This window comes from Sinomonas sp. T428B, from assembly GCF_056780155.1.
The window spans coordinates 3,806,345-3,827,339 of record NZ_JBRAZR010000001.1 but is presented as its reverse complement, the minus strand read 5'-3'; the positions used below and the strand labels follow the sequence as shown (position 1 = coordinate 3,827,339).

Sequence of the window (20,995 nt, the reverse complement as noted above, 5' to 3'; positions counted from 1 at the left end):
GGCCGGTTCACGGGCACTTCACGCGGGGGCCCGAGGGATTTCACCCTCGGGCCCCCGCCGCGTCACCTGCCTGGCGCACGGTGGGACGGAATCCGCCCCCACCGCCAGGAGGAGCCCCGTGACCAGCACGCCCGTCTCCCGCCGCACGGCCCTCGGCGCCGCTGCAGCACTGTCCCTCGCCGGTGCCGCGGCCGCATCCGCCCCGGCCCAGGCCGCGACCCCCTCGGCGGGAGAGGCGCTCGTCGGCGCCGCCGGCCAGGCGGACCTGCACGTCATGACCTTCAACATCCGCTTCGACCGCCAGGGCACGCTGCCCGGCCAGGCCGACTACTGGCCCGAGCGCGTCCCGGCCCTCCAGGCCGTCCTCGGCCTCGAGAAGCCCACGATCCTCGGCGTCCAGGAGGCCCTCTACCACCAGCTCAGCGCGGTCGAGGAGGCCCTGCCGCAGCACTACCGCAGCGTGGGCTACGGCCGCGACGGCGGCAGCGCCGGCGAGTACTCGGCGATCTTCTACGACGCCCGCCGGCTCGCGGTGCTCGAGTGGGACCAGTTCTGGCTCTCCGACACGCCGGACACGATCGGCTCCGCGACGTGGGGCAACACCGTGACCCGCATCGCCGTGTGGGCCCGGTTCCGGGACCTCTCGACGGGCCGCGAGCTGCTCGCCGTCAACACGCACTTCGACCACCAGTCGGAGAACGCGCGCATCCTCAGCGCCCAGGCGATCGCGGACCTCATGGCCGGATTCACGCCCACGCTCCCGACCCTCGTGACCGGCGACTTCAACTCGCCCGCCGAGACCTCCGGCGCGTACGCGACGCTCGTGGGCAGCCAGATCTTCCGCGACACGTGGACCGCGGCCGAGGAGCGGCTCACCCCCGCGTGGGGGACATTCCCGAACTACAAGGACCCGGTCGAGGGCGAGACCCGCATCGACTGGGTCCTCGCATCGCCCGGCGTCACCGTGCGCAGGGCCGCGATCAACCCCTTCACCCTCGACGGCCGGTACCCGAGCGACCACGTTCCCGTGCAGGCGCTCGTCCGGATCCCCTAGGGCGCGGCTACTCTCGGCTCAGGCCCGAATCGCCCACCGGAGCCCCTGCCCACGGGATGGGGCGGGCACATAGACTCGGGCTCACGGGCGGCAGGGGCGCCGCCGGAGCGGAGGTGCACGTGAGGATCGGCATCGCGAGGGAACGGCGCGAGGGGGAGCGGCGCGTGGCGGCGACCCCCGATTCGGTGCGGCAGCTGGCCGGCCTCGGCCTCGACGTGATCATCGAGTCCGGCGCGGGGGACGCCTCGGGCCACCCCGACGCCGCGTACCGCGAGGCGGGCGCGCACGTCGTCGAGCGCCTCGACTACGCGACCCTCGCACTCCTCGGCCACGTCCGTCCCCTCGAGCCCGCCGTCGCCGCCGCCCTCCCGCGGGGAGCGGTCAGCGTCGGCCTCGCGTCGCCGTCGTCCGAGCTGCCCACCGTGCGCGCGCTCGCGGACGGTGGCGTCACCTCGTTCGCGCTCGAGCTCGTCCCGCGCATCTCCCGCGCGCAGTCGATGGACGCGCTCACCTCCCAGGCCCTCGTCGCCGGGTACCGCAGCGTGCTCGAGGCCGCGATGCGCCTCCCGCGCTTCTTCCCGCTGTTCATGACGGCGGCCGGGACGATCCCGCCGGCCCGCGTGCTCGTGCTCGGGGCCGGTGTCGCGGGGCTCCAGGCGATCGGCACCGCGAAGCGGCTCGGCGCGCGCGTCTCCGCGAACGACATCCGCCCGGCCTCGGCCGACGAGGTCGCCTCGATGGGCGGGACGTTCATCCGGCTCGACGTCGAAGGCCTCGAGGCCGCGACCGCCGCGGGCGGCTACGCGCGCGAGCTCACCGCAGACCGCGGCGCGCTCCAGCGGCAGCTCCTCGCGCCGCACGTCGCCGAGTCGGACGTGCTCATCACGACGGCGGCCGTCCCCGGGCGCCGGGCCCCGCTGCTCGTGACCCTCGACATGGTCGCGGCGATGCGGCCGGGCTCGGTCGTCGTCGACCTCGCCGCCGAGTCCGGCGGGAACGTCGAGGGCACCGTCGCGGGCGAGGACATCCAGGTGCCCACCGCAAACGGCCGCGGCCACGTGACCCTCGTGGGCCTCAAGGACGCTCCCTCGGCCATGCCCGCGGACGCGTCGCGGTTGTACGCGAAGAACGTCGCGAACCTCGTCGCGCTCCTCGTGCGCGAGGGGCAGCTCACGCTCGACTTCGGCGACGACGTGGTCGCCGGCGCGTGCCTCACGCACGACGGCGAGGTGCGGCACCCGCCGACGGCCGAGGCGATCGAGGCACTCGCCGCCGAGGAGCTGGCGCTCGAGGAGGCCGAGGGCGGGGCCGCGAGGGCCGGTGCGAGGCCGGACGAGCAGGTTGAGGAAGGGGCGGGCTGATGGGCGGCGTGGAGCTGCTGACGATCACGGTGCTGGCCGTGTTCGTCGGCTTCGAGGTGGTCTCGAAGGTGTCCAGCACCCTGCACACCCCGCTCATGTCGGGGGCCAACGCGATCCACGGGATCATCCTCGTCGGTGCCATCATCGTGGCGGGGCAGGCCGCGGACCCGATCGTGCTCGCGGTCGCGCTGCTCGCCGTCGTGCTCGCGACGGCCAACCTCGTGGGCGGGTTCGTGGTGACCGACCGGATGCTCGAGATGTTCCGCGGCCGGAGGCCCGGCGCCGTTGAAGGGGGCGCGCGGAAGGGCGTCGAGAAGGAGGTCGGCAGGTGACCCTCCTCGACCCCACGTGGACCGCGCTGCTCTACCTCGTCGCCGCCGTGTGCTTCATCCTGGCCCTGAAGGGGCTCTCCTCTCCGCGGCACGCGCGCCGGGGCAACCTCGTCGGCGCCGCCGGGGCGGCCGTCGCCGTCGTCGCGGTGTTCCTCTCGGCCCGGCTCGAGAACATCCCGTGGATCCTCGGGGCGATCGCGGTCGGCTCCGCCGTCGCGGCGCCCGTGGCCCGGCGCGTCCGGATGACCCAGATGCCCCAGCTCGTGGCGCTGTTCAACGGGGTCGGCGGCGGGGCGGCCGCGCTCGTCGCGCTGCTCGAGCTCCCGCACGCTGGCGGTTCTGAGGATCCCTGGATGCGCCTTGCCATCGTCTTCACCCTGCTCGTCGGGGCCGTCTCGTTCGCCGGCTCGGGCGTGACCTTCGCGAAGCTCCAGGAGCTCATGACGACGCGGCCCGTCGTGTTCCCCGGGCTGCCTGCGGTGATGGGCGCGGTGCTGCTGGCCGCGCTCGGGTGCGCGGCCGCCGTCGTGCTCCTGGGCTCCTACCCGCTCGCGCTCGCGCTGCTCGGACTGGGCCTCGTGGCCGGCGTCCTGCTCGTCCTGCCCGTCGGCGGGGCGGACGTGCCGATCGTCATCTCGCTGCTCAACGCGTTCACGGGCCTCGCCGTCGCCGCGAGCGGGCTCGTGCTCGGCAACGTCCTGCTCGTCGTCGCGGGCACGCTCGTCGGCGCGTCCGGCACGATCCTGACCCGCGCGATGGCCGCCGCGATGGGCCGCAGCGTGGGCGGCATCATGTTCGGCGCCTTCCGGGGAGGCTCGACGGCGGGGTCCACCGCGGTGAGCGAGCGCCCCGTCCGCTCGGGCAGCCCCGAGGACGTGGCCGTGCTCCTGGGGTACGCGCAGCGGGTCATCATCGTGCCCGGGTACGGGCTCGCCGTCGCCCAGGGCCAGCACACCGCGGCCGAGCTCGCGACCGCGCTCGAGGAGCGCGGCGTGTCCGTCGACTTCGCGATCCACCCCGTGGCCGGGCGCATGCCCGGACACATGAACGTCCTGCTCGCCGAGGCGGACGTGCCGTACGAGGCGCTCAAGGAGATGAGCGAGATCAACGGAGACTTCCGGCACACCGACGTCGCGCTCGTGGTGGGCGCGAACGACGTCGTGAATCCCGCCGCGAAGTCCACCCCCGGCTCGCCGATCTACGGCATGCCGATCCTCGAGGTCTCCGACGCGCGGCAGGTCGTGTTCCTCAAGCGGTCCATGCGGCCCGGGTTCGCGGGCATCGAGAACGAGCTGCTCTACGAGCCGCAGACCACGCTCCTGTTCGGCGACGCGAAGGATTCGCTGACGAAGGTGCTCGCGGCGGTCAAGGGGCTGTAGCTACCCGCGCGTGTGGGTACCCCTGGTGGGAGCGCCCATGTGCTCCTCGACGATGGGGAGGGACTCGATCCGACTCTCCTCGACGTGGGCGAAGGCCAGGGCGGCGGCCAGTTCGGGCTGGCCGCGCCTGATCGCCTGGACGATGGCGACGTGCTCGCGGAAGAGCTCCTGCTGATCGCGGTCCTTGGCGATGTGGAACAGCCGGCGGACGTGGCCGCTCACGGGGGTCATGAGCTTCTGCAGGAGGCGGTTGGCGCTCAGCGCCACGATCTCCTCGTGCAGGCGCGAATTCAGCTCCGCGATCCGATCCTCCTCGCCACGCTCCGTCGCCTCGTGCGCCATCTCGAGGAGGCGATCGAGGCCCTCGGCCGAGGCTCCGTCGGCGCAGGCCTGGGCCGCGAGCCGCGCGGCGAGGACCTCGAGGCTGGACCGGACCTCGAACAGCTCCCGTGCGGCCTCCACCGTCATGGGCACGACGACGGCGCCCCGGCGGGGGAGGGTCACGATGTAGCCCTCGCTCTCGAGCTGGGGGAGCGCCTCGCGCACGGGGATCCGCGACACGCGGAGCTCCTCGGCGATGTCCCTCTCGCGGATCCGCGCGCCCGAGGGGAGCGTGCCGTCGATGATCCGCTCCTTGAGCCATTCGTACACGCTGTTCGCGCGTGATCCGGGCGCAGCGCCTTCGTCGTTGAACGCCTCGGTTGTCATGGCATCCCCTCTTCTCACGGGCCTTGAGCCATCGTAGCGCCGCTGCCGGGCTGGCGATTCATGCATCCCATGGGGCCTTATGGCATGCCAAATAGGTAGCGGGACCGGATCTTCGTTCCTATTTTCCACCGTTCTATCTATTGTTTGGTATGCCAATGGGGTCTACTGTGAGGGAAGCAACAAGCGAAGGAGCGACGACATGACCCTGATCCTGACGGCCTCAGACCTTGCTGGGCTGGTCGATATGGAGGCGACCATCGCGGCTGTGGAGGCGAGCTTCGCCGACCTGGGGGCCGGGCGGGCATGCCAGCCCGGCCCTGTGTCCATGGAGCTTCCCGGCGCAGACGCGAAGTACCTCGTCATGGCGGCCGCCTCGGGGCCGCAGAACCTCGTCGCCTCCAAGCTCCTGAGCGACATCCCGGACAACGCGGAGCGCGGGCTCGCGACCCAGCGTTCGTCCATCGTGCTGGCCAACGGCGAGACCGGGGAGACGCTCGCGCTCCTCGACGGGCGCGTTCCGACCCGGATCCGGACGGCGGCCGCGAGTGCCGTGGCCACCCGGCGGCTCGCGCGGCCGGAGAGCCGCGTCCTTGGCCTCGTCGGCGCCGGCGCCCTCGCCGTTGCCCATGTCGAGGCGCTCGCCGAGGTCACCTCCATCGACACGGTCCGCGTCTGGTCCCGGAGCCGAGAGACCCTTGATGCCTTCAGGCAGGGCCTCGGATCCACAGGGCTCGACCTCGAGGCGACCGCGACCGTGCAGGACGTCGTGGAGAGCAGCGACATCGTGTGCACCCTGACCCCCTCCCAGACGCCGATCGTCCACGGCAGGTGGTTCGGGCCAGGCCTCCACGTCAACGCCGTCGGAGCCCGTCCGCGTCCCACCCACCGAGAGGTCGACGCCGAGGCCATGGGCCGCTCACGCGTCGTCGTCGACAGCCTGGAGACGGCACTGTCCAAGTCGGGAGACCTCCTCCTGGCCGTCGACGAGGGCGCCCTCACGGCCGCAGACCTCGCGGGCGACCTGGGACAGGTCCTGGTCGGCGCGGTCCCCGGACGGGAGTCCGCGGAGCAGGTCACGCTCTTCGACTCCGTGGGCATCGGCCTCCAGGACCTGGCGATCGGCCGGCTCCTCTACGACGCGGCCCTCAGCAGGGGCGTCGGCCTCGAGGTCGATCTGCCCCGATGAGTGGTGCCAACAGCAACGACAGCACCCTTGATCACCGTCCACCAGCCGAGTATCAACGACGATAGGAAGGCCTTGACATGACACCGGAAAGCTCCCGGTCACTCCTGACCCGCATGGATGACATGCCGGTCGGGCGCCCCCACCTCAAACTCGCCCTCATCGGAGGCCTGGGTCTCCTGTTCGACGGCATGGACGGCTCGCTCGTCTCCTACCTCCTGCCGATCATCAAGCCGCTCTGGCACCTCGAGAGCGCCCAAGTCGGGCTGATCGGGAGCTCGCTCCTCATCGGCATCCTCATCGGCTCCCTCTCCGCCGGGGTCCTCGGCGACCGCATCGGCCGCCGGCGGGTCATGATGTACGCGCTCGCCGTCTACGCCCTCGCGTCCGTGGCCGCGGCGGCCTCCCAGACCTGGGAGTTCTTCTTCTCCATGCGGGTGATCGCCGGGATCGGCATCGGAGCCGAGGCCGCCATCATCCCGACCTTCATCGCGGAATTCATCCCCAAGCGCCGCCGCGGGTTCTTCGTCGGCGCGGTGGCCGGCTTCTTCGCCTTCGGGTACATCTGTGCCGCCCTTCTCGGCACGACGCTCGTGGCGCACGTCGACGAGGGGTGGCGGCTCGCCCAGCTCGTGACGGCGCTGCCCATCCTCATGCTGCTCTGGTGGCGGCGCACCCTGCCCGAGTCCCCCCGCTGGCTCCTTACGCGGGGACGGGTCGCGGAGGCCGAGCTCATCGTGGAGGGCCTCGAGGAGGGACGCCTCGTGCGCACGCCCCGCGCGGCCGTCCAGCCCATCGGTGAGCAGTTCGAGCGGTCTGAGGGCGCTGCCGCGACACAGCCGAAGCAGCGCCTCTTCCGGCACGCCGACCTGTGGCGCCACGGCAACGCCAAGCGGACCGCGGTCCTGTGGCTCCTCTGGACCGCGGTCACCTTCTCCTTCTTCGGCTTCTTCACCTGGATCCCGTCGCTCCTGGTCGGCCGCGGCATGCCGATCGCGAGCAGCTTCACCCTGACCCTGATCATGACCGTGGCCCAGATCCCGGGCTACTACAGCGCCGCCTTCCTCAACGAGCGGCTGAGCCGCCGGGTCACGATCGCCGTCTACCTCGTGGGAGGGGCGAGCGCCGCCTTCCTGCTCTCGCAGGCGTCGTCCGAGGTCCAAGTCGTGCTCTTCGGCTCGCTCCTGTCCTTCTTCATGAACGGCTGCTACGCGGGCCTCTACGCCTACACGCCGGAGATCTACGGCACGGAGCTGCGCGCGACGGGCATGGGGACGGCGTCGGCCGTCGGACGGATCGGCGGGATCACCGCCCCGATCCTCATCGGCGTCGCCTTCCCGCTGCTCGGCTTCGGCGGGGTGTTCACGATGTTCATGGCCGTGCTCGGCACGGCAGCCCTCGTGGTCCTCGCCTTCGGCATCTCGACCCAGGGCAGGGCGCTCGAGGACATCGCCAGCACAGCAGACACAGCCAAAGCAGCAAACCCTGCAAACACAGCTCAGCAGACCAGGCGCGAGGGAAACGCGGTCAGGACCCCGAAGGCGATGGCCGACGCAGAAGGGAGCGGCAGCTGATGGGCGTCCGCAGGCAGCCGGGAGAATCCGCACCCAGCACCGTCACCGTCCTCCGGGACGCACGGATCCTCGACGTGCAGACAGGGAACCTGAGCGATCCACGCACGATCGTGTCGCGGGAGGGACGCATCGCCGAGATTTCACGGTCGACCCGCAGCGTGGCAGACGCCGTCGAGGTCTCGGCGGCCGGGCTCATCGTCCTCCCCGGCCTCATCGACGCCCACGTCCATGTCACGCAGGCCTCCGCGGACTTCTCGGAGATCCTGTCGTGGACGCCGAGCTACCACGCCGCCCGGACCGCGATGGTCCTGCACGAGATGCTCCTGCGCGGTTTCACGATGGTGCGGGACATGGGCGGGGCGGACACGGGCCTCGCCCGCGCGGTCGAGGAGCGGCTCGTCACCGGGCCGAGGCTCAAGGCGGGCGGGCCGATCTTCGCCCCCACCGGCGGCCACGCCCTGACGAAGGTCTGCGACGGCGAGGTCGAGCTCCGGCGGGCCCTGCGCGCCGAGTTCCGGGACGGTGCGGACCACGCGAAGCTCACGCTCTCGGGCGGCGTCGTCTCGAAGATGCGCATCGAGGCGCTCGGATTCTCCGACGCCGAGGTGCTCGCCGCGGTCGACGAGGCCCGGCTCGCCCACCGCTACATCGCGGCCCACGTCTACACGGCGGAGGCCGTCTCGCGGGCCCTGCGCCTCGGCGTGCGCACCATCGAGCACGGCAATCTCCTCGATGAGGAATGCATCGAGCTCTTCCTCGAGCGCGGCGCCTACTACGTGCCTACGCTCGCAACCTACTGGGCCATCCTCACGGGACGCACCGGACACGGCCTCGACCCCGCCAAGCGCGCGGCTGTCGAGGAGGTCTTCGAGCGCGGGCTCGAGTCCCTCGCCCTGGCCTCGAAGGCCGGTGTCAAGATCGGCTACGGGACGGACCTGCATGGTGAGGGGCTGGGCCTCCAGCTCGAGGAGTTCGCCCTGCGGGCGCGCGTCCAGGAGCCGCTCGAGGTGCTCCGGTCGGCGACCCTCGTCGGCGCCGAGATCCTCGGCGAGGAGGGCCGGGCGGGAGTGGTCAGCGAGGGAAGCCGGGCTGACTTGATCGCCGTCGACGGCAATCCGCTGGAGGACATCGAGGTCCTAGCGGGCGGGAAAGCGCTCCGTCTCATCCTGTCCGACGGCGACCTCGTGTCGCTGGGCTAGACGGAACCCCCTTCAGTGTCCGCTGTGAGGGGATCGAGGAGCTCGGCGAGGGCGCGCGGCTCGCGCCTAAGCCCGCCAGACCGCGGCGTCGTCCTCGACGTGGATCGCGACGCGTCCTCGGCCGTTGTCCAGGTGGACCCAGAAGATGGATCCGTCCGCGGCCACGATGTCGACCGTGCCGGTCGCTGCCGGGGCCTCGCCGCGGCGGACCGCGATCCTCTCGTTGCTCGTGAGGGAAGCCCACTCATTCGAGGGCAGCGGTTCGCCCGCGGGAAGAACGGTGTTCTGGCCGGGGCTCATGGTGCAGCATGACTTCACAGTCGTATCTCCTTCAGTGGCCGGGCTCGGCGAGGTAGGACGCCGGCGCGGGAGTGTGGTGCCGTTCGGCGTTGCGCCCTTCGGCGTAGTGCCACTCGACGGCGCGTCCCTCGAGCGGCGGCATGAGCTCCCCCCGCCGAAGGACAACGGGCGCCGAGGGCATGAACGTGGACAACCAGACCCCGGTCGTAGGGCAGTGTCCCCCGGTCACGGCGACGCGGTCCTCGCGACGCAGGACCACGGGCACGGACGGCAGACGGACGGAACGGGCGGGGGGAAGCTCGTCGAGCAGCAGTGTGGACATGGCTCTCCTGGACTGGAGCCGAAGCGTCATTGCCCCGGCAAAAGGAGCTGAGAGAGCGCCGTTCTTACGGCGCTCTCTCAGTGTGCTTCCGTTATGGTCCTATTGTCAACAATCTGCAATCAGCTACTTTTGCGGATCAAGGAGCTCCGCGAGGTGCTTGCTCTCGCGCTCGGGGTCGAGCTGCCTGACCTGCATCGAGCAGCTGAACCCGTCGGCCAGGACCGGGGTCTCGGCGCCCGTGCGGGCGAGGGCGGGGGCGAGGGCCTGTTCGGCGACCTTCATCGAGACGTCGTAGTGCTCGGCCTCGAAGCCGAAGTTGCCGGCGACGCCGCAGCACCCGGTGGCCTCGGCGACCTCGGCGACGCCGAGGGAGGCGAGGGCCTTGCGCTGGACGGTGGCCCCGAAGGTCGAGTACTCGTGGCAGTGCGTCTGGACCGTGACGGACGGGGGGACGTGGCGGGGCTTCCAGCCGGCGGCGGCCCAGTCGGTGACGGCCTCGGCGAAGCTGCGGATCCGGTGGGAGACCCGTTCGGCGGCCTCGGTGCCGAGGAGCTCGGGGGCCTCCTTCTTCAGGGCGGCGGCGCAGCTGGGCTCGATGACGACGATGGGGGCGTCGGACCCGTCGTCGAGCTTCGCCACGGCCCTGGCGAGCGAGGCCTTGGCGGTGTCGAGCTGGCCTGTGGAGATCCAGGTCAGGCCGCAGCACGCGTCGGCCTCGCACGCGACCGTGCGGCCGGTGTCGGCGACGACGCGGGCGGCGGCGCCGGCGACCTCGGGGCGGAAGCCCCTGGTGAAGGAGTCGACGAAGAGCACGACGTCGGCCTCGCCCGCCGTCGTCCGCTCGACTCCGGCGAGCTCCTTGCGCAGCGCGCGGCGGGAGGCGAACTTGGGCAGTGCGCGCTCGGTCGTGAGGCCGCCGAGCTTCGCGATGACCGTGCCCAGGGGCGTGGCGAGGACGGCGTTGACGAGCGGGCTCACGTGCACGGTGATCTTGAGCCAGAACGGCAGCCAGCCGAGGGAGTAGTGCGACATGGGCCGCACGCGCCCCTCGTAGTAGTGCGAGAAGAACTCGGACTTGTAGGTGGCCATGTCCACGCCGGCGGGGCAGTCGTTCGAGCAGGCCTTGCAGGCCAGGCACAGGTCCAGGGCCTCGCGGACGTCCTGGGACTTCCAGCCCTCGTCGATGCTGCGGGCGCCGCGGACCATGTCCTGCAGGACGCGGGAGCGGCCGCGGGTGGAGTCCTTCTCGTCCCCGGTCGCGCGGAAGCTCGGGCACATGACCCCGCCGGCGTCGGAGCGGCAGCGGCCGACGCCGATGCAGGCCTGGACCGCGTGCACCCAGGGGTCGGCCCCGGCGCGCTCGGCCTCGACGGGCCGCAGCTCGAAGTGGGTGCGCCACTGACGGTCCGGTACGCCCTCGAGGGCCAGGTTCGCGTCGATCGGGTCGGGGTCGGTGAGCGAGCCGGGGTTGAGCAGGCCCGTGGGGTCCCAGATCCGGCGGTACTCCTCGAAGGCCTCGATGATCGTGGGGGAGTACATGGCGGGGAGGAACTCGCTGCGGGCGCGGCCGTCGCCGTGCTCGCCAGAGAGCGAGCCGCCGTGGCGGACGACGAGCTCGGCGGCCGCGGCGGTGAACTTCCGGTAGACCCGCCGGCCCTCGTCGCTGCGGAGGTCGTAGGTGATGCGGATGTGCATGCAGCCGGCGCCGAAGTGGCCGTACATGATCCCGGTCAGGCCGTGCTCGTCGAGCAGGCGCCGGAAGTCGGCGAGGTAGTCGGCGAGGTTCTCGGGGGCGACGGCGGAGTCCTCCCACCCGGCGAGGGACTCGCCGCCGCTGGCCGGCCGCGAGGACAGGCCGGCGCCGTCCTCGCGCACGCGCCAGAGCGTGGCCCGCTCGAGCGTGTCGGGCACGGCCCGGCCGTCGAGCATCCGGCCGTTGGCCCGCAGCCGCTCGAGCAGCCGCGCCGCTTCGGCGGCCACCTCCTCAGGCCGGTCGCCGTCGAGGTCGACGTAGAGGAAGGCCTTCCCCTGGGGCAGCCCCAGCACCGAGTCGTCCCCGCGGCGAAGCCGCATCGTGTCCACGATGGCCTCGTCGATGCCCTCGACGGCGGCCGGCTCGAACTCGAGGATCGTCGTGATGTCCCGCGCGGCGTCGACGACGTCCGCGTAGCCCAGGCACACGAGCAGCGCGCTCGGGGACTTCGGCGCGAGCTTCATCCTGGCCCGGACGACGATCGCGCACGTGCCCTCGGACCCCACGAGCGCCCGTGCGGCGTTGAAGCCGTTCTCCGGGAGCAGGTGCCCGAGATGGTAGCCGGACACCTGGCGCTGGATCCGCCCGAGCTCGGTGCGGAACGGCCCCAGGTTCCTCTTCGCGAGCCCCGTGAGCTCCTCGGTCAGCTCGAAGGCGCGGGTGACCGAGGAGGCGTCTGCGGGATCGGTGGCGCGCAGGCCGCCGTCGTACGCGGTGAGCCGGGCGCCGTCGAGCGTGACGACGTCGAGCTCGGCCACGTGGTCCGAGGTGCGCCCGTAGCGCACGGAGTGGTTCCCGCAGGCGTCGTTGCCGACGGCGCCGCCCACGGTTGCGCGGTTCTTCGAGGACGGGTCGGGGGCGAAGGTCAGCGCCCCGTCCGTGGCCCGCTCGACCTCGCGGGAGAGCACGGCGAGCACGACGCCGGGGTCGACGTCGGCCGTCCCGGACTCCTCGTCGATCGCATGGATCCTGTCCATGTGCCGCGAGAAGTCCAGGACGATGCCGGGGCCGACGGCGTTGCCGGCCATTGACGTTCCCCCGCCGCGGCTCACCACGGGCACGCCCATCTCGCGGCACGCCCGCACGACGGCGACGACATCGTCGACGCTGCGCGGGAAGACCACACCGACCGGGGGAACCCGATAGTTGGACGCGTCGTAGGAGTAGGCGGCCAGCCGATGCCCGGCGGCCTCGACGGGCACGCCCGCGGCTTCGAGCACGGGAAGGATGGCCCCCGGATCCACGGCGGGGAGAACGTCAGCGGTCATCGATTCAGGCCCCGACTCCCGCGGTGGCCGGCCGAGCCGCAACGCCGACGACCGCGCCCACGGCCGCCTCGAACCGCTCGAGGCCCGCGGCGATCTCGTCCTCGGTCACGACGAGGGCGGGGATGAGGCGCACGACGTTGCCCTCCGGGCCGCAGGTCAGGGTCAGGAGGCGCTCAGAGATGGCGGCCTGCTGCACGGCGGCGGCGGTGGCGGCGTCGGCGGCGCCGTCCGGCGCGGTGAACTCGATGCCGGCCATGAGGCCGATGCCGCGGACGTTCCCGATCACCGGGAAGCGCGTCTGGATGTCCGCCAGGCCGGCCAGGAGCTGGTTGCCGCGGAGGCGGGCGTTCTCGACGAGGCCCTCCTCCTTGATGACCTGGAGCGTCGCGACACCAGCGGCCGCGGAGACGGCGTTGCCGCCGTAGGTGCCGCCCTGGGAGCCGGGCCAGGCCTTCGACATCGTCTCGGTGGAGGCGGCGATGGCGGAGATCGGGAAGCCCGAGGCGATGCCCTTGGCCGTGATGATGATGTCCGGGGAGGAGTTCGAGTGCTGGTGGCCCCAGAACTTTCCGGTGCGGCCCACGCCCGCCTGGACCTCGTCGAAGATGAGCTTGATGCCGTGACGGTCGGCGCGCTCGCGCAGGCCGTCCATGAAGGCGGGAGGCGTCGGGAGGTAGCCGCCGTCGCCGAGGGCCGGCTCGATGAGGAACGCCGCCGTGTCCTCGGGGGCCGTGCGGGTCTTGAGGAGGTAGTCGAGCTCCTTGAGCGCGAACTCGACGGCGGTGGCCTCGTCCATGCCATAGCGGTAGGCGTAGGGGAAGGCGGCCATGTGCACGCCGGCCATGAGCGGGGCGAAGCCCGCGGCGAACTTGGTGCCCGCCGTCGTGAGGGAGGCGGCCGCGACGGTGCGGCCATGGAACCCGCCCTGGAAGACGACGATGTTCGGGCGGCCAGTGGCCATGCGGGCGAGACGGATGGCCGCCTCAACGGCCTCCGAGCCGGAGTTGGCGTAGAACACCGAGTCGAGGCCGGCCGGGAGGACCTCGCCGAGCTTCTCGGTGAGCTCGAGGAGGGGCTTGTGCATCACGGTCGTGTACTGGGCGTGGATGATCTGGCCGACCTGCTCGCGGGCCGCGGCCACGACCTTCGGGTGGCAGTGGCCCGTGCTGGTCACGCCGATGCCCGTGGTGAAGTCGAGGTACTGCTCGCCGTCGGTGCCGAAGATCCAGCTGCCGAGGGCGTGGTCGACGACGACCGGGGTCGCCTGCTTGAGGATGGGGCTGAGAGTGGCCATAGTTCTACCTACTTTGGGGTCAGAGGGGTTGTGTCAGAGGTGGGTGCGGCCAGCACCTCGGGGACGCTCCGGCAGGGAGGGTCGGAGGCGGCGGAGGTGCTGGCCGCGGCTTGTGGGGTCCGTCTCAGCCGGCGGTGGCCGGCTGCGGGACCGCGGCGATGGCGAAGTCTGCCATCGAGTTGAAGGTCCACTCGGGGTGGATGTCCGTGCCTGGGTCGGGGGTCGCGCCCCAGCCCGGCCGGTCGTGGCGGCGGTTGATCCACACGCCCTTGAGTCCGGCCTGCTGGGCCGGGACGTGGTCGTGGAACAGGCTCTGGGCCACGTGCAGGACCTTGAGGCCCTGCCCGTCCGCGTACTCCTTGAGCGCGTCGAAGTTCCTCTGAGACGGCTTGTAGCTGCCCACCTCCTCGGCCGTGATGATGCGGTCGAAGTCGACGCCGAGGCGGGCGTTGCTGCCCTCGAAGCTCTTCTTGTCGACGTTGGAGAGGATGATGAGCTTGAAGCGGGTGCTGAGCCTCTTCAGGGCCTCAGCCGAGTCGGGGAAGGCCGGCCAGTCGGGGACCGACGAGCCCAGCCGCGCGGCGTCGTCGTCCGAGACGGGGATGCCGAGCTTGGCGCCCGTGGCGCGGAAGGCCTCGGCGAGGACCTGGGGGTAGAGGGCCGTCGGGTTCTCCCGCTCCACGCGGGCCTCCTCGTCCGCGTAGGCCAGGAGGAGATCCTCGTCGGTCAGCTCGGGACGTGTGGCGCGGCCCCACGGGGCCAGGACGGCCGCGATGCCGGCCTCCCAGTCGATGAGCGTGCCGTAGCAGTCGAAGCTGAGGGCATCGAATTCTTCGAACATGTGCTTCCCTTCGGCTTGTGCGTTCGTGTCGGACGGGGCTCGTTATCCGTGGAGCGGGAGCAGCCGTCCCAAGGCATCCGCCTTGTGCAGTTCCAGCTGCTGCATCGCGAGTTCCCCGTTCCCCTCGCGGATCGCCTCGGCGATTGCGCGGTGCTCGGCGACACGGATTGACTCGTCGTCGTACCGCCCCTCGAGCCGGTTGAGGCACATCCGCGTCTCGGTGAGCAGGGTGGCGTGCATGCGCGAGAGCCTCGGGCTGGCCGCCATCTCGACAAGCTTCTCGTGGAAGGCGATGTCCGCCTCCGACATGGCCCCGAGGTCCTCGGCCGCGTTGGCCTCCGCCATCCGCTCCACGCAGCGCAGCAGCTCGTCGCCAGCCCGGACGTGGTCACGGGAGAAGAGAAGCCAGGCCGCAGACTTCTCCACGGCGGTCCGGGCCTCATAGATGTCGAGGAGGTCATCCGTCTCGAACTCCGAGACGAAGACCCCCTTGTTCCGGATGCTGACGACGAGGCCTTCCTGGGTCAGGCGCTGGATCGCCTCGCGGACCGGCCCTCGGCTCACGCCCAGCTCATGGGCGATCTCCATCTCGACGAGCTGCTCTCCCGGCGCGAGGGTCCCCTCGGCGATGTGCTGCCTGAGCTGGGCCGCGATGAGCGACGGCGTGGACTCCTGGGCGATGGGCTGGAGGGCCTGACGAGCGTTCATGCTGCCCTTCCTGACGGCAGATCAAGGTTGTCTACAATCATACAGTAGACGGGCGGCGCTTCTGCAAGAGCGGCCCCGGACATTTGTCCGGGGCCGCGGGGTGAGGTCGAGTGGTCAGACGGTGAGGTGGCGGTGGAAGGCGGAGCGGACCTCGTCCATCGATCCGCTGCCGATCATCTCGGCCATCATGAGGTGCGTGGTCACGGAGCTCGAGGCGGGGTAGGACTGCTCGAGGTTCCGCATGCACATCAAGGTCTCGGCGGCCAGGGTGGTGTAGGCGCGCAGCAGACGGGAATTCCGAGATTCCGAGACCAGTGTCGTGTGGAATTCCAGATCGAGCCTGAAGACGTTTTCCCAATCGTCTTCTCCTGCGGCTTCTGTGAGCCGCACGGCGACCTTCCTGAGCTCCTCGGCGACTTCCTCTCGCCGCTCGGCAGGCTGGGCCATGATGATCTGGGCTGCACCGAGCTCGAGGATCTCGCGGACGCCATAGATCTCGTCCACGTCTTTCGGCGTCAGCTCGACGACGAACACGCCGCGGTTGGGCTTGCTGACGAGCAGTCCCTCCTGGGTCAGTCGCTGCAGGGCCTCCCGGACGGGACCCCGGGAGAGGTTCAGCTGGCTAGAGACGAGCGATTCGTTGATCTGCTGGCCAGGGGCGAAATAACCGTCGATAATGCGTTCGCGCAATTGATCCGCGACTCTGGCGGAGGTCGATTGGGGCGCCAAGGCGATGAGGCCAACTGATTCCTTCATTCCGCTCACTCTCCCTTCCTCGGACGATGGCCGCGAGCTTGAGCCCTTAGAAGGTAACTACGGGCACTGGACAAATATATCACTATTGTAAATAGTTGACAATGATCTGGCGCGATCTCTTTCTCAACCGGGTTGGTGAACGCGGAAGAGGCCCTGGCGCCTGCGCAGCAGGTGCCAGGGCCTCGCCGGTGCCCGGAGCGTCAGATGGCGTTGCGCGAGAGGTTGTTCGGGGTGCCGAACCGGTGGGCGGTGATGGAGACCGCCTGCTCCCGGAGGAAGGTGAGCAGCTCGACGCGGCCCGCGGCGACGACGTCGTTCGCGTAGACCGCGACGTCGGGCTTGCCGTTCGCGGCCTCCGCGGTGGCGAGCGCCGAGCCGCCGATGAGGCGGATGCGGGCGCCGGAGTCGGGGCCGGTCTGGGCCGCGAGGCGCGCGGCGCGCTTGGCCCAGGCCGCGGCGTCCTCGACGACCGGGGCGAGCCCGGCGGCGCGGAGGGCATGGTCGACGTCGGCCGGGAGCGGTGCCGCGGTGCTGACGACCGCGCCCTGCGGGACGCTCTGGCCCCACGCGGTGAGGGCGGCGGACGCGACGCGGAGCAGCTCGGCCACGCCGTGCCCGCTCGTCGGGGCCTCGTAGCGTATCACCGCGGGGACGGGCGCGTAGCGGAACACGTTGCGCTCGGCCTCGAGGCCGGAGACGTCCCGGGCGGCGCCGAACTCGGCGCGCCACGCCTCGGCGTCGGAGGCGAGGGCGGCCTCGAGCCAGGCGAGGTCGGCCGGCGTCGTGCCCGCCGCGCGGGCGGCGGCGAGCAGCTGCCTGGCCTGCGGTGCGAGCGACGCCGGGCGGGCCTCGCGGACCGGGGCGTCCTTCCAGGAGCCGAGCCCGACGAGATAGTTCGGGCCGCCGGCCTTGGTGCCCGCGCCGACCGCGGACTTCTTCCACCCGCCGAAGGGCTGGCGGCGCACGATCGCGCCCGTGATGCCACGGTTGACGTAGAGGTTGCCGGCCTGGACGTTCTCGAGCCAGTACTTCAGTTCGGCCGGGTCGAGGGAGTGCAGGCCGGAGGTGAGGCCGTAGTCGATCTCGTTGACGATCGCCACCGCCTCTTCGAGCGTCGCGGCGGTCATGATGCCCAGGATCGGGCCGAAGTACTCGGTCTTGTGGTACTCGCTCCCGCGGCGGACGCCGGCGCGCACGCCCGGGCTCCAGAGCTGGCCGCTCTCGTCGAGCTTGCGAGGCTCGAGGACCCAGTTCTCCCCGGCGCCCAGCGTCGTGAGGCCGCGCAGGAGCTTGCCCTCCGCGGGCTCGATGATCGGGCCCATCTGCGTCTGCGGATCGACCGGGTAGCCGACCTTGAGCGAGCGGGCCGCGTCGACGAGCTGCTGGTTGAAGCGGCGGGAGGTCGCGACCGAGCCGACGAGGATGACGAGCGACGAGGCGGAGCACTTCTGCCCAGCGTGGCCGAAGGCGGACTGGACCACGTCCCGCGCGGCGAGATCGAGGTCCGCGCTCGGCGTGACGATGATGGCGTTCTTGCCGGACGTCTCGGCCAGGAGCGGCAGGTCCTTGCGGAAGGAGCGGAACAGCTCGGCGGTCTCGTAGCCGCCGGTGAGGATGACGCGGTCGACGGCGGGGTGCGAGACGAGGCGGGTGCCCAGCTTCCGCTCCGAGACCTGCACGTACTGCAGGACGCCGCGGTCGACGCCGGCCTCGTCGAAGGCCTCCCACAGGGCCTCGACCATGACGGCGCCCGAGCGGCGCGCCTGCCGCGCGGGCTTGATGACGACGGCGGAGCCCGCGGCGAGGGCGGCGAGGGCCGAGCCGGCCGGGATGGCGACCGGGAAGTTCCACGGCGGGGTCACCACGGTGAGCTTCGACGGGACGAACTGCGCGCCGTCGACCGCGTCGAGCTCCTTGGCGAGCTCGGCGTAGTAGTGGGCGAAGTCGATGGCCTCGGAGACCTCGGGGTCGCCCTGGTCGAGGGTCTTGCCGCATTCCGACGCCATGACCTCGAGCAGCTCGGCGCGGCGCGCCTCGAGGCGGACGCCGGCGAGGTGCAGCACGGCGGCGCGCTCGGCGCCGCTCAGGGCGCCCCACTCGGTGCCGCGGGCGACGGCGGTGTCCAGGACGGCGTCGAGCTCGGCCTGGGTGCCGAGTTCGTGGGAGTCGGCGGTGGCCTGGCCCAGCGTCGAGGACGGGACCCGGGCGAGGATCGACCGGCCCCACGCGAGGTTGGCCGGGAGGTCCGGGTCGGTGTCCGGGGTGTTGGCGAAGCTCGCCGTCGGGCCGCCGTAGGCGTTCACGCCGATCTGGCGGGTCAGCTCGGCCCGGCGGGTCTCCTCGGCGAGGGCGGCCGCGGCGTCGAACGCCGTCCGGTCCTGGTTCCGGTTCGGGCCGGGGACCTGCCCGGTGAGCGCGTCGAGGGAGGCGAGGAAGCGCTGCTTCTCGCGCTCGAAGAGGGGCTCGTTCTTGTCCAGCTCGAACACCGCGGACATGAAGTTCTCCTGGCTCGCGCCCTCCTCGAGGCGGCGGATCAGGTAGGCGATCGCGACGTCGAACTCGCCCGGGTGGACCACCGGCGTGTAGAGGAGGAGGGAGCCGACGTCCTTCTTCACGGCCTCGGCCTGGCCCGTGGCCATGCCGAGGAGCATCTCGAAGTCGAGGCCAGAGCCGATGCCGCGGGCCTGGGCGAGGAGGTGGGCGAGGGCGACGTCGAAGAGGTTGTGGCCGGCGACGCCGATGCGCACGTTCGCGATCCGCTCGGGGGTCAGAGAGTAGTCCAGCACGGCCTTGTAGGAGGTGTCGGAGTCCTGCTTGGTGCCCCACGTGGCCAGCGGCCAGCCGTGCAGGTCGGCGTCGACCCGCTCCATCGGCAGGTTGGCGCCCTTGACGACGCGGACCTTGATCGGTGCGCCGCCGGCGGCGACGCGGGCCTCGGCCCACTCCTGGAGGCGGATCATCGCGCCGAGCGCGTCCGGCAGGTAGGCCTGGAGCACGATCCCGGCCTCGAGGTTCCGGAACTCGGGGCGGTCCAGGAGCCGCGTGAAGACCGCGATGGTCAGCTCGAGGTCCTTGTACTCCTCCATATCCAGGTTGATGAACTTCTGCGGGCTGGAGGATGCCGCGAGCCGGTAGAGCGGGGCGAGCTTGGCGATGATGTGCTCGACGGCCTCGTGGAAGGCCCAGTGGTTGTGCGGGGCCACGGTCGAGGAGACCTTGATCGAGACGTAGTCGACGTCGTCGCGCGCGAGCAGGCGCCGGGTGCCCTCGAGCCGGCGGGAGGCCTCGCCCTCGCCGAGGATCGCCTCGCCGAGGAGGTTGACGTTGAGGCGGACGCCGTCCTTCTTGATCTTGGCGATCGAGCGGCCGAGCTTGGCGTCCGTCGCGTCGACGATGAGGTGGCCGACCATGTCCCGCAGCACGCGGCGGGCCACGGGGATGACGACGCCGGGGATCACCGGCGCGAGCGTCCCGCCGAGGGCGACGGCGGACTTCATGTACCAGGGCAGGAAGGCCGGGACCTTGGGCGCGAGCGCCTTGAGGTTGCGGGCCGCGACGGACAGGTCCTCGGGGCGGACGACGCCGTCGACGAACCCGACCGTGAAGTCGAGCCCGTTCGCGTCCTGCAGCACGCCGGCGAGCTGCGCGGCGGAGGCGTCGACGGGGACCTTGGCGCCCTCGGCGAGCCAACGGCGGACCAGGGCGACGGCGTCGTCCGCGAGGTCCTGCGGCCGCACGAGTCGGCTGCCGCCCGGGGCACTGGTGATCGTCATGGGTACTCCTCGAAACAGGCACAGCGCAGAGACGACTGACCCATGCACGGGTGCTGGGTCGCCGCCTGGCTGGCACGTGAAAGCCGCTCCCCGAGGGGCCGTCGAGCGGCGAGTTGATGCCCGGATGCGCTTCCGGGCCGGCCCAACTGATCCCAGTATGGCCAAACAGGCGATTAACGAAAAGCGATGATTCCCGGACGATATTCTTCGGGTTTGGCGATGTATTGGAGGGCCGGGCCGCGAGCCGCTGCTAGGTAGCCAGTGCTACGCGAGGCGCCTGAGCGCCGCCTGGGGATCCTGCCCGGCGTCGGCCGCCGCGAGCAGCACGAGCGAACGGGCCTCCTCCGCGCACGCCGCGCACGCGCCGAGGTGGGCGCGCATCCCGGGGAAGGTGTCCGGCCGGCCGGCCAGGAGCCGCTCGACGTAGAGGTCGACCTGCTCGAAGCACGCGTCGCAGGAGAGCCAGGGCTCGGCGGCGACCGTGAGCCGCTCGAGGGTCTCGGGGGTGATGTCCCGGTGGGGCGTGGTCATGGCGTTGCCTTCTGCTGGGGAGCGATGGGGAATCCGGCGGCGCCGAGGTGCTGGCGCAGGCGCGCCCGGGCGTCGTGGAGGGTCTTGTAGAGCGCGTTGCGCGTCGTGCCCAGGCGCTCGGCGAGGACGTCGATGGGCACCTCGTCGACGAGGAGGGCGACGACGACGCGCTGCTGGTGCGTGGTCAGCGCGTCACGGATGGCGGCGTGCACGGCGGCCGAGAGCTCGAGCCCCTCGGCCGCCTGCTCGGGCGAGGTTCCGCGGGCCTGCGGCTCGGGCACCGACGTGAGATCTACGTCCCGGTGCCGCCACAGGTTCCGCCGGACCTCGACGGCGGCATACAGGATGCCGAACTTGTAGGCCCACGTCGTGAAGCGGCTGCGGCCCTCGAAGGTGGGCAGCTTCGCGAGCACCGCGACCATCGCCTCGTCCGCGGCCTCGTTGACGAGCTCCTCGACGCGCACCCGCCCGATCGGCGGCAGGTGCGAGGCCATGAGGGAGATCTGGTGGCGGCATGCCTTCGTCAGGAGCTCGTGCAGGCGGGCCAGCGCCTCGGCGTGCCCCGGCCCGGGCGAGCTGAGCAGCGTGACCCAGTCCCCGCCGTCGTGCGCCGCGTGCGCGGGCGAGGTCCCCGCGCTCGGGGAGCCCATGCCGTCCAC

At 71.5% G+C, this 20,995-nt stretch carries 18 protein-coding genes; 7 read left to right on the top strand and 11 right to left on the bottom strand.

Features of this window, described 5'->3' with window-relative positions:
• The first annotated feature begins 118 nt into the window (after nt 1–118).
• From ACUYMY_RS17735 to ACUYMY_RS17720, 4 genes are all read left to right on the top strand, one after another.
• Nucleotides 119–1,054, top strand: a complete 936-nt coding sequence (locus ACUYMY_RS17735) for an endonuclease/exonuclease/phosphatase family protein (protein ID WP_481704832.1) — start codon at nt 119–121, stop codon at nt 1,052–1,054.
• A gap of 119 nt (nt 1,055–1,173) precedes the next feature.
• On the top strand, nt 1,174–2,415 hold the full coding sequence (locus ACUYMY_RS17730) for a Re/Si-specific NAD(P)(+) transhydrogenase subunit alpha (protein WP_481704831.1): 1,242 nt from the start codon (nt 1,174–1,176) through the stop codon (nt 2,413–2,415).
• On the top strand, nt 2,415–2,747 hold the full coding sequence (locus ACUYMY_RS17725) for an NAD(P) transhydrogenase subunit alpha part 2 (protein ID WP_481704830.1): 333 nt from the start codon (nt 2,415–2,417) through the stop codon (nt 2,745–2,747). The genes ACUYMY_RS17730 and ACUYMY_RS17725 overlap by 1 nt, the downstream gene beginning before the upstream one ends.
• Complete coding sequence (locus tag ACUYMY_RS17720) at nt 2,744–4,126, top strand: NAD(P)(+) transhydrogenase (Re/Si-specific) subunit beta (RefSeq protein ID WP_481704829.1); 1,383 nt, start codon at nt 2,744–2,746, stop codon at nt 4,124–4,126. Before ACUYMY_RS17725 ends, ACUYMY_RS17720 begins: the two co-directional genes overlap by 4 nt.
• On the opposite strand, the gene ACUYMY_RS17715 is transcribed toward ACUYMY_RS17720, so the two are convergent.
• Nucleotides 4,127–4,834: a GntR family transcriptional regulator gene (locus ACUYMY_RS17715; RefSeq protein ID WP_481704828.1), complete on the bottom strand. Its 708-nt coding sequence runs from the start codon at nt 4,832–4,834 to the stop codon at nt 4,127–4,129.
• Between the two features lie 199 nt (nt 4,835–5,033).
• Here ACUYMY_RS17715 and ACUYMY_RS17710 point away from each other — a divergent pair, with 199 nt between their 5' ends.
• From ACUYMY_RS17710 to ACUYMY_RS17700, 3 genes are all read left to right on the top strand, one after another.
• Nucleotides 5,034–6,020: an ornithine cyclodeaminase family protein gene (locus ACUYMY_RS17710; RefSeq protein ID WP_481704827.1), complete on the top strand. Its 987-nt coding sequence runs from the start codon at nt 5,034–5,036 to the stop codon at nt 6,018–6,020.
• Between the two features lie 113 nt (nt 6,021–6,133).
• Nucleotides 6,134–7,591 (top strand): MFS transporter, encoded by a 1,458-nt coding sequence (locus ACUYMY_RS17705; RefSeq protein WP_481704826.1) that lies wholly within the window; start codon nt 6,134–6,136, stop codon nt 7,589–7,591.
• Entirely contained in the window at nt 7,591–8,790 is a 1,200-nt protein-coding gene (locus ACUYMY_RS17700; RefSeq protein ID WP_481704825.1) for a metal-dependent hydrolase family protein, read from the top strand. The genes ACUYMY_RS17705 and ACUYMY_RS17700 overlap by 1 nt, the downstream gene beginning before the upstream one ends.
• 66 nt (nt 8,791–8,856) lie before the next feature.
• Here the strand turns inward: ACUYMY_RS17700 and ACUYMY_RS17695 are convergent, their stop codons facing one another.
• The 10 genes from ACUYMY_RS17695 to ACUYMY_RS17650 all read right to left on the bottom strand — a co-directional run bounded on the left by ACUYMY_RS17695 (nt 8,857) and on the right by ACUYMY_RS17650 (nt 20,986).
• Nucleotides 8,857–9,090 (bottom strand): hypothetical protein, encoded by a 234-nt coding sequence (locus ACUYMY_RS17695; protein WP_481704824.1) that lies wholly within the window; start codon nt 9,088–9,090, stop codon nt 8,857–8,859.
• A gap of 31 nt (nt 9,091–9,121) precedes the next feature.
• Nucleotides 9,122–9,412 carry a hypothetical protein gene (locus ACUYMY_RS17690; protein ID WP_481704823.1) on the bottom strand — a complete coding sequence of 97 codons (291 nt, stop codon included), beginning with the start codon at nt 9,410–9,412 and terminating at the stop codon, nt 9,122–9,124.
• Nucleotides 9,413–9,535: 123 nt separating this feature from the next.
• Nucleotides 9,536–12,433 (bottom strand): FAD-binding and (Fe-S)-binding domain-containing protein, encoded by a 2,898-nt coding sequence (locus tag ACUYMY_RS17685; RefSeq protein ID WP_481704822.1) that lies wholly within the window; start codon nt 12,431–12,433, stop codon nt 9,536–9,538.
• A gap of 4 nt (nt 12,434–12,437) precedes the next feature.
• Nucleotides 12,438–13,727, bottom strand: a complete 1,290-nt coding sequence (locus ACUYMY_RS17680) for an aspartate aminotransferase family protein (protein ID WP_481704821.1) — start codon at nt 13,725–13,727, stop codon at nt 12,438–12,440.
• Nucleotides 13,728–13,851: 124 nt separating this feature from the next.
• The gene (locus ACUYMY_RS17675; protein ID WP_481704820.1) at nt 13,852–14,568 is read right to left on the bottom strand and encodes a haloacid dehalogenase type II; all 717 of its coding nucleotides are present in this window, start codon (nt 14,566–14,568) and stop codon (nt 13,852–13,854) included.
• 42 nt (nt 14,569–14,610) lie between these two features.
• Entirely contained in the window at nt 14,611–15,276 is a 666-nt protein-coding gene (locus ACUYMY_RS17670; protein WP_481704819.1) for a GntR family transcriptional regulator, read from the bottom strand.
• Between the two features lie 114 nt (nt 15,277–15,390).
• A complete protein-coding gene (locus ACUYMY_RS17665; RefSeq protein WP_481705099.1) occupies nt 15,391–16,032 on the bottom strand; it encodes a GntR family transcriptional regulator in 642 nt (213 codons plus the stop codon).
• A 200-nt stretch (nt 16,033–16,232) separates the two neighbouring features.
• Nucleotides 16,233–19,805: a proline dehydrogenase family protein gene (locus tag ACUYMY_RS17660; protein ID WP_481704818.1), complete on the bottom strand. Its 3,573-nt coding sequence runs from the start codon at nt 19,803–19,805 to the stop codon at nt 16,233–16,235.
• Nucleotides 19,806–20,069: 264 nt separating this feature from the next.
• Entirely contained in the window at nt 20,070–20,336 is a 267-nt protein-coding gene (locus tag ACUYMY_RS17655) for an acyl-CoA dehydrogenase family protein (protein WP_481704817.1), read from the bottom strand.
• Nucleotides 20,333–20,986 (bottom strand): RNA polymerase sigma factor, encoded by a 654-nt coding sequence (locus tag ACUYMY_RS17650; protein WP_481705098.1) that lies wholly within the window; start codon nt 20,984–20,986, stop codon nt 20,333–20,335. The genes ACUYMY_RS17655 and ACUYMY_RS17650 overlap by 4 nt, the downstream gene beginning before the upstream one ends.
• Between the last annotated feature and the right edge of the window lie 9 nt (nt 20,987–20,995).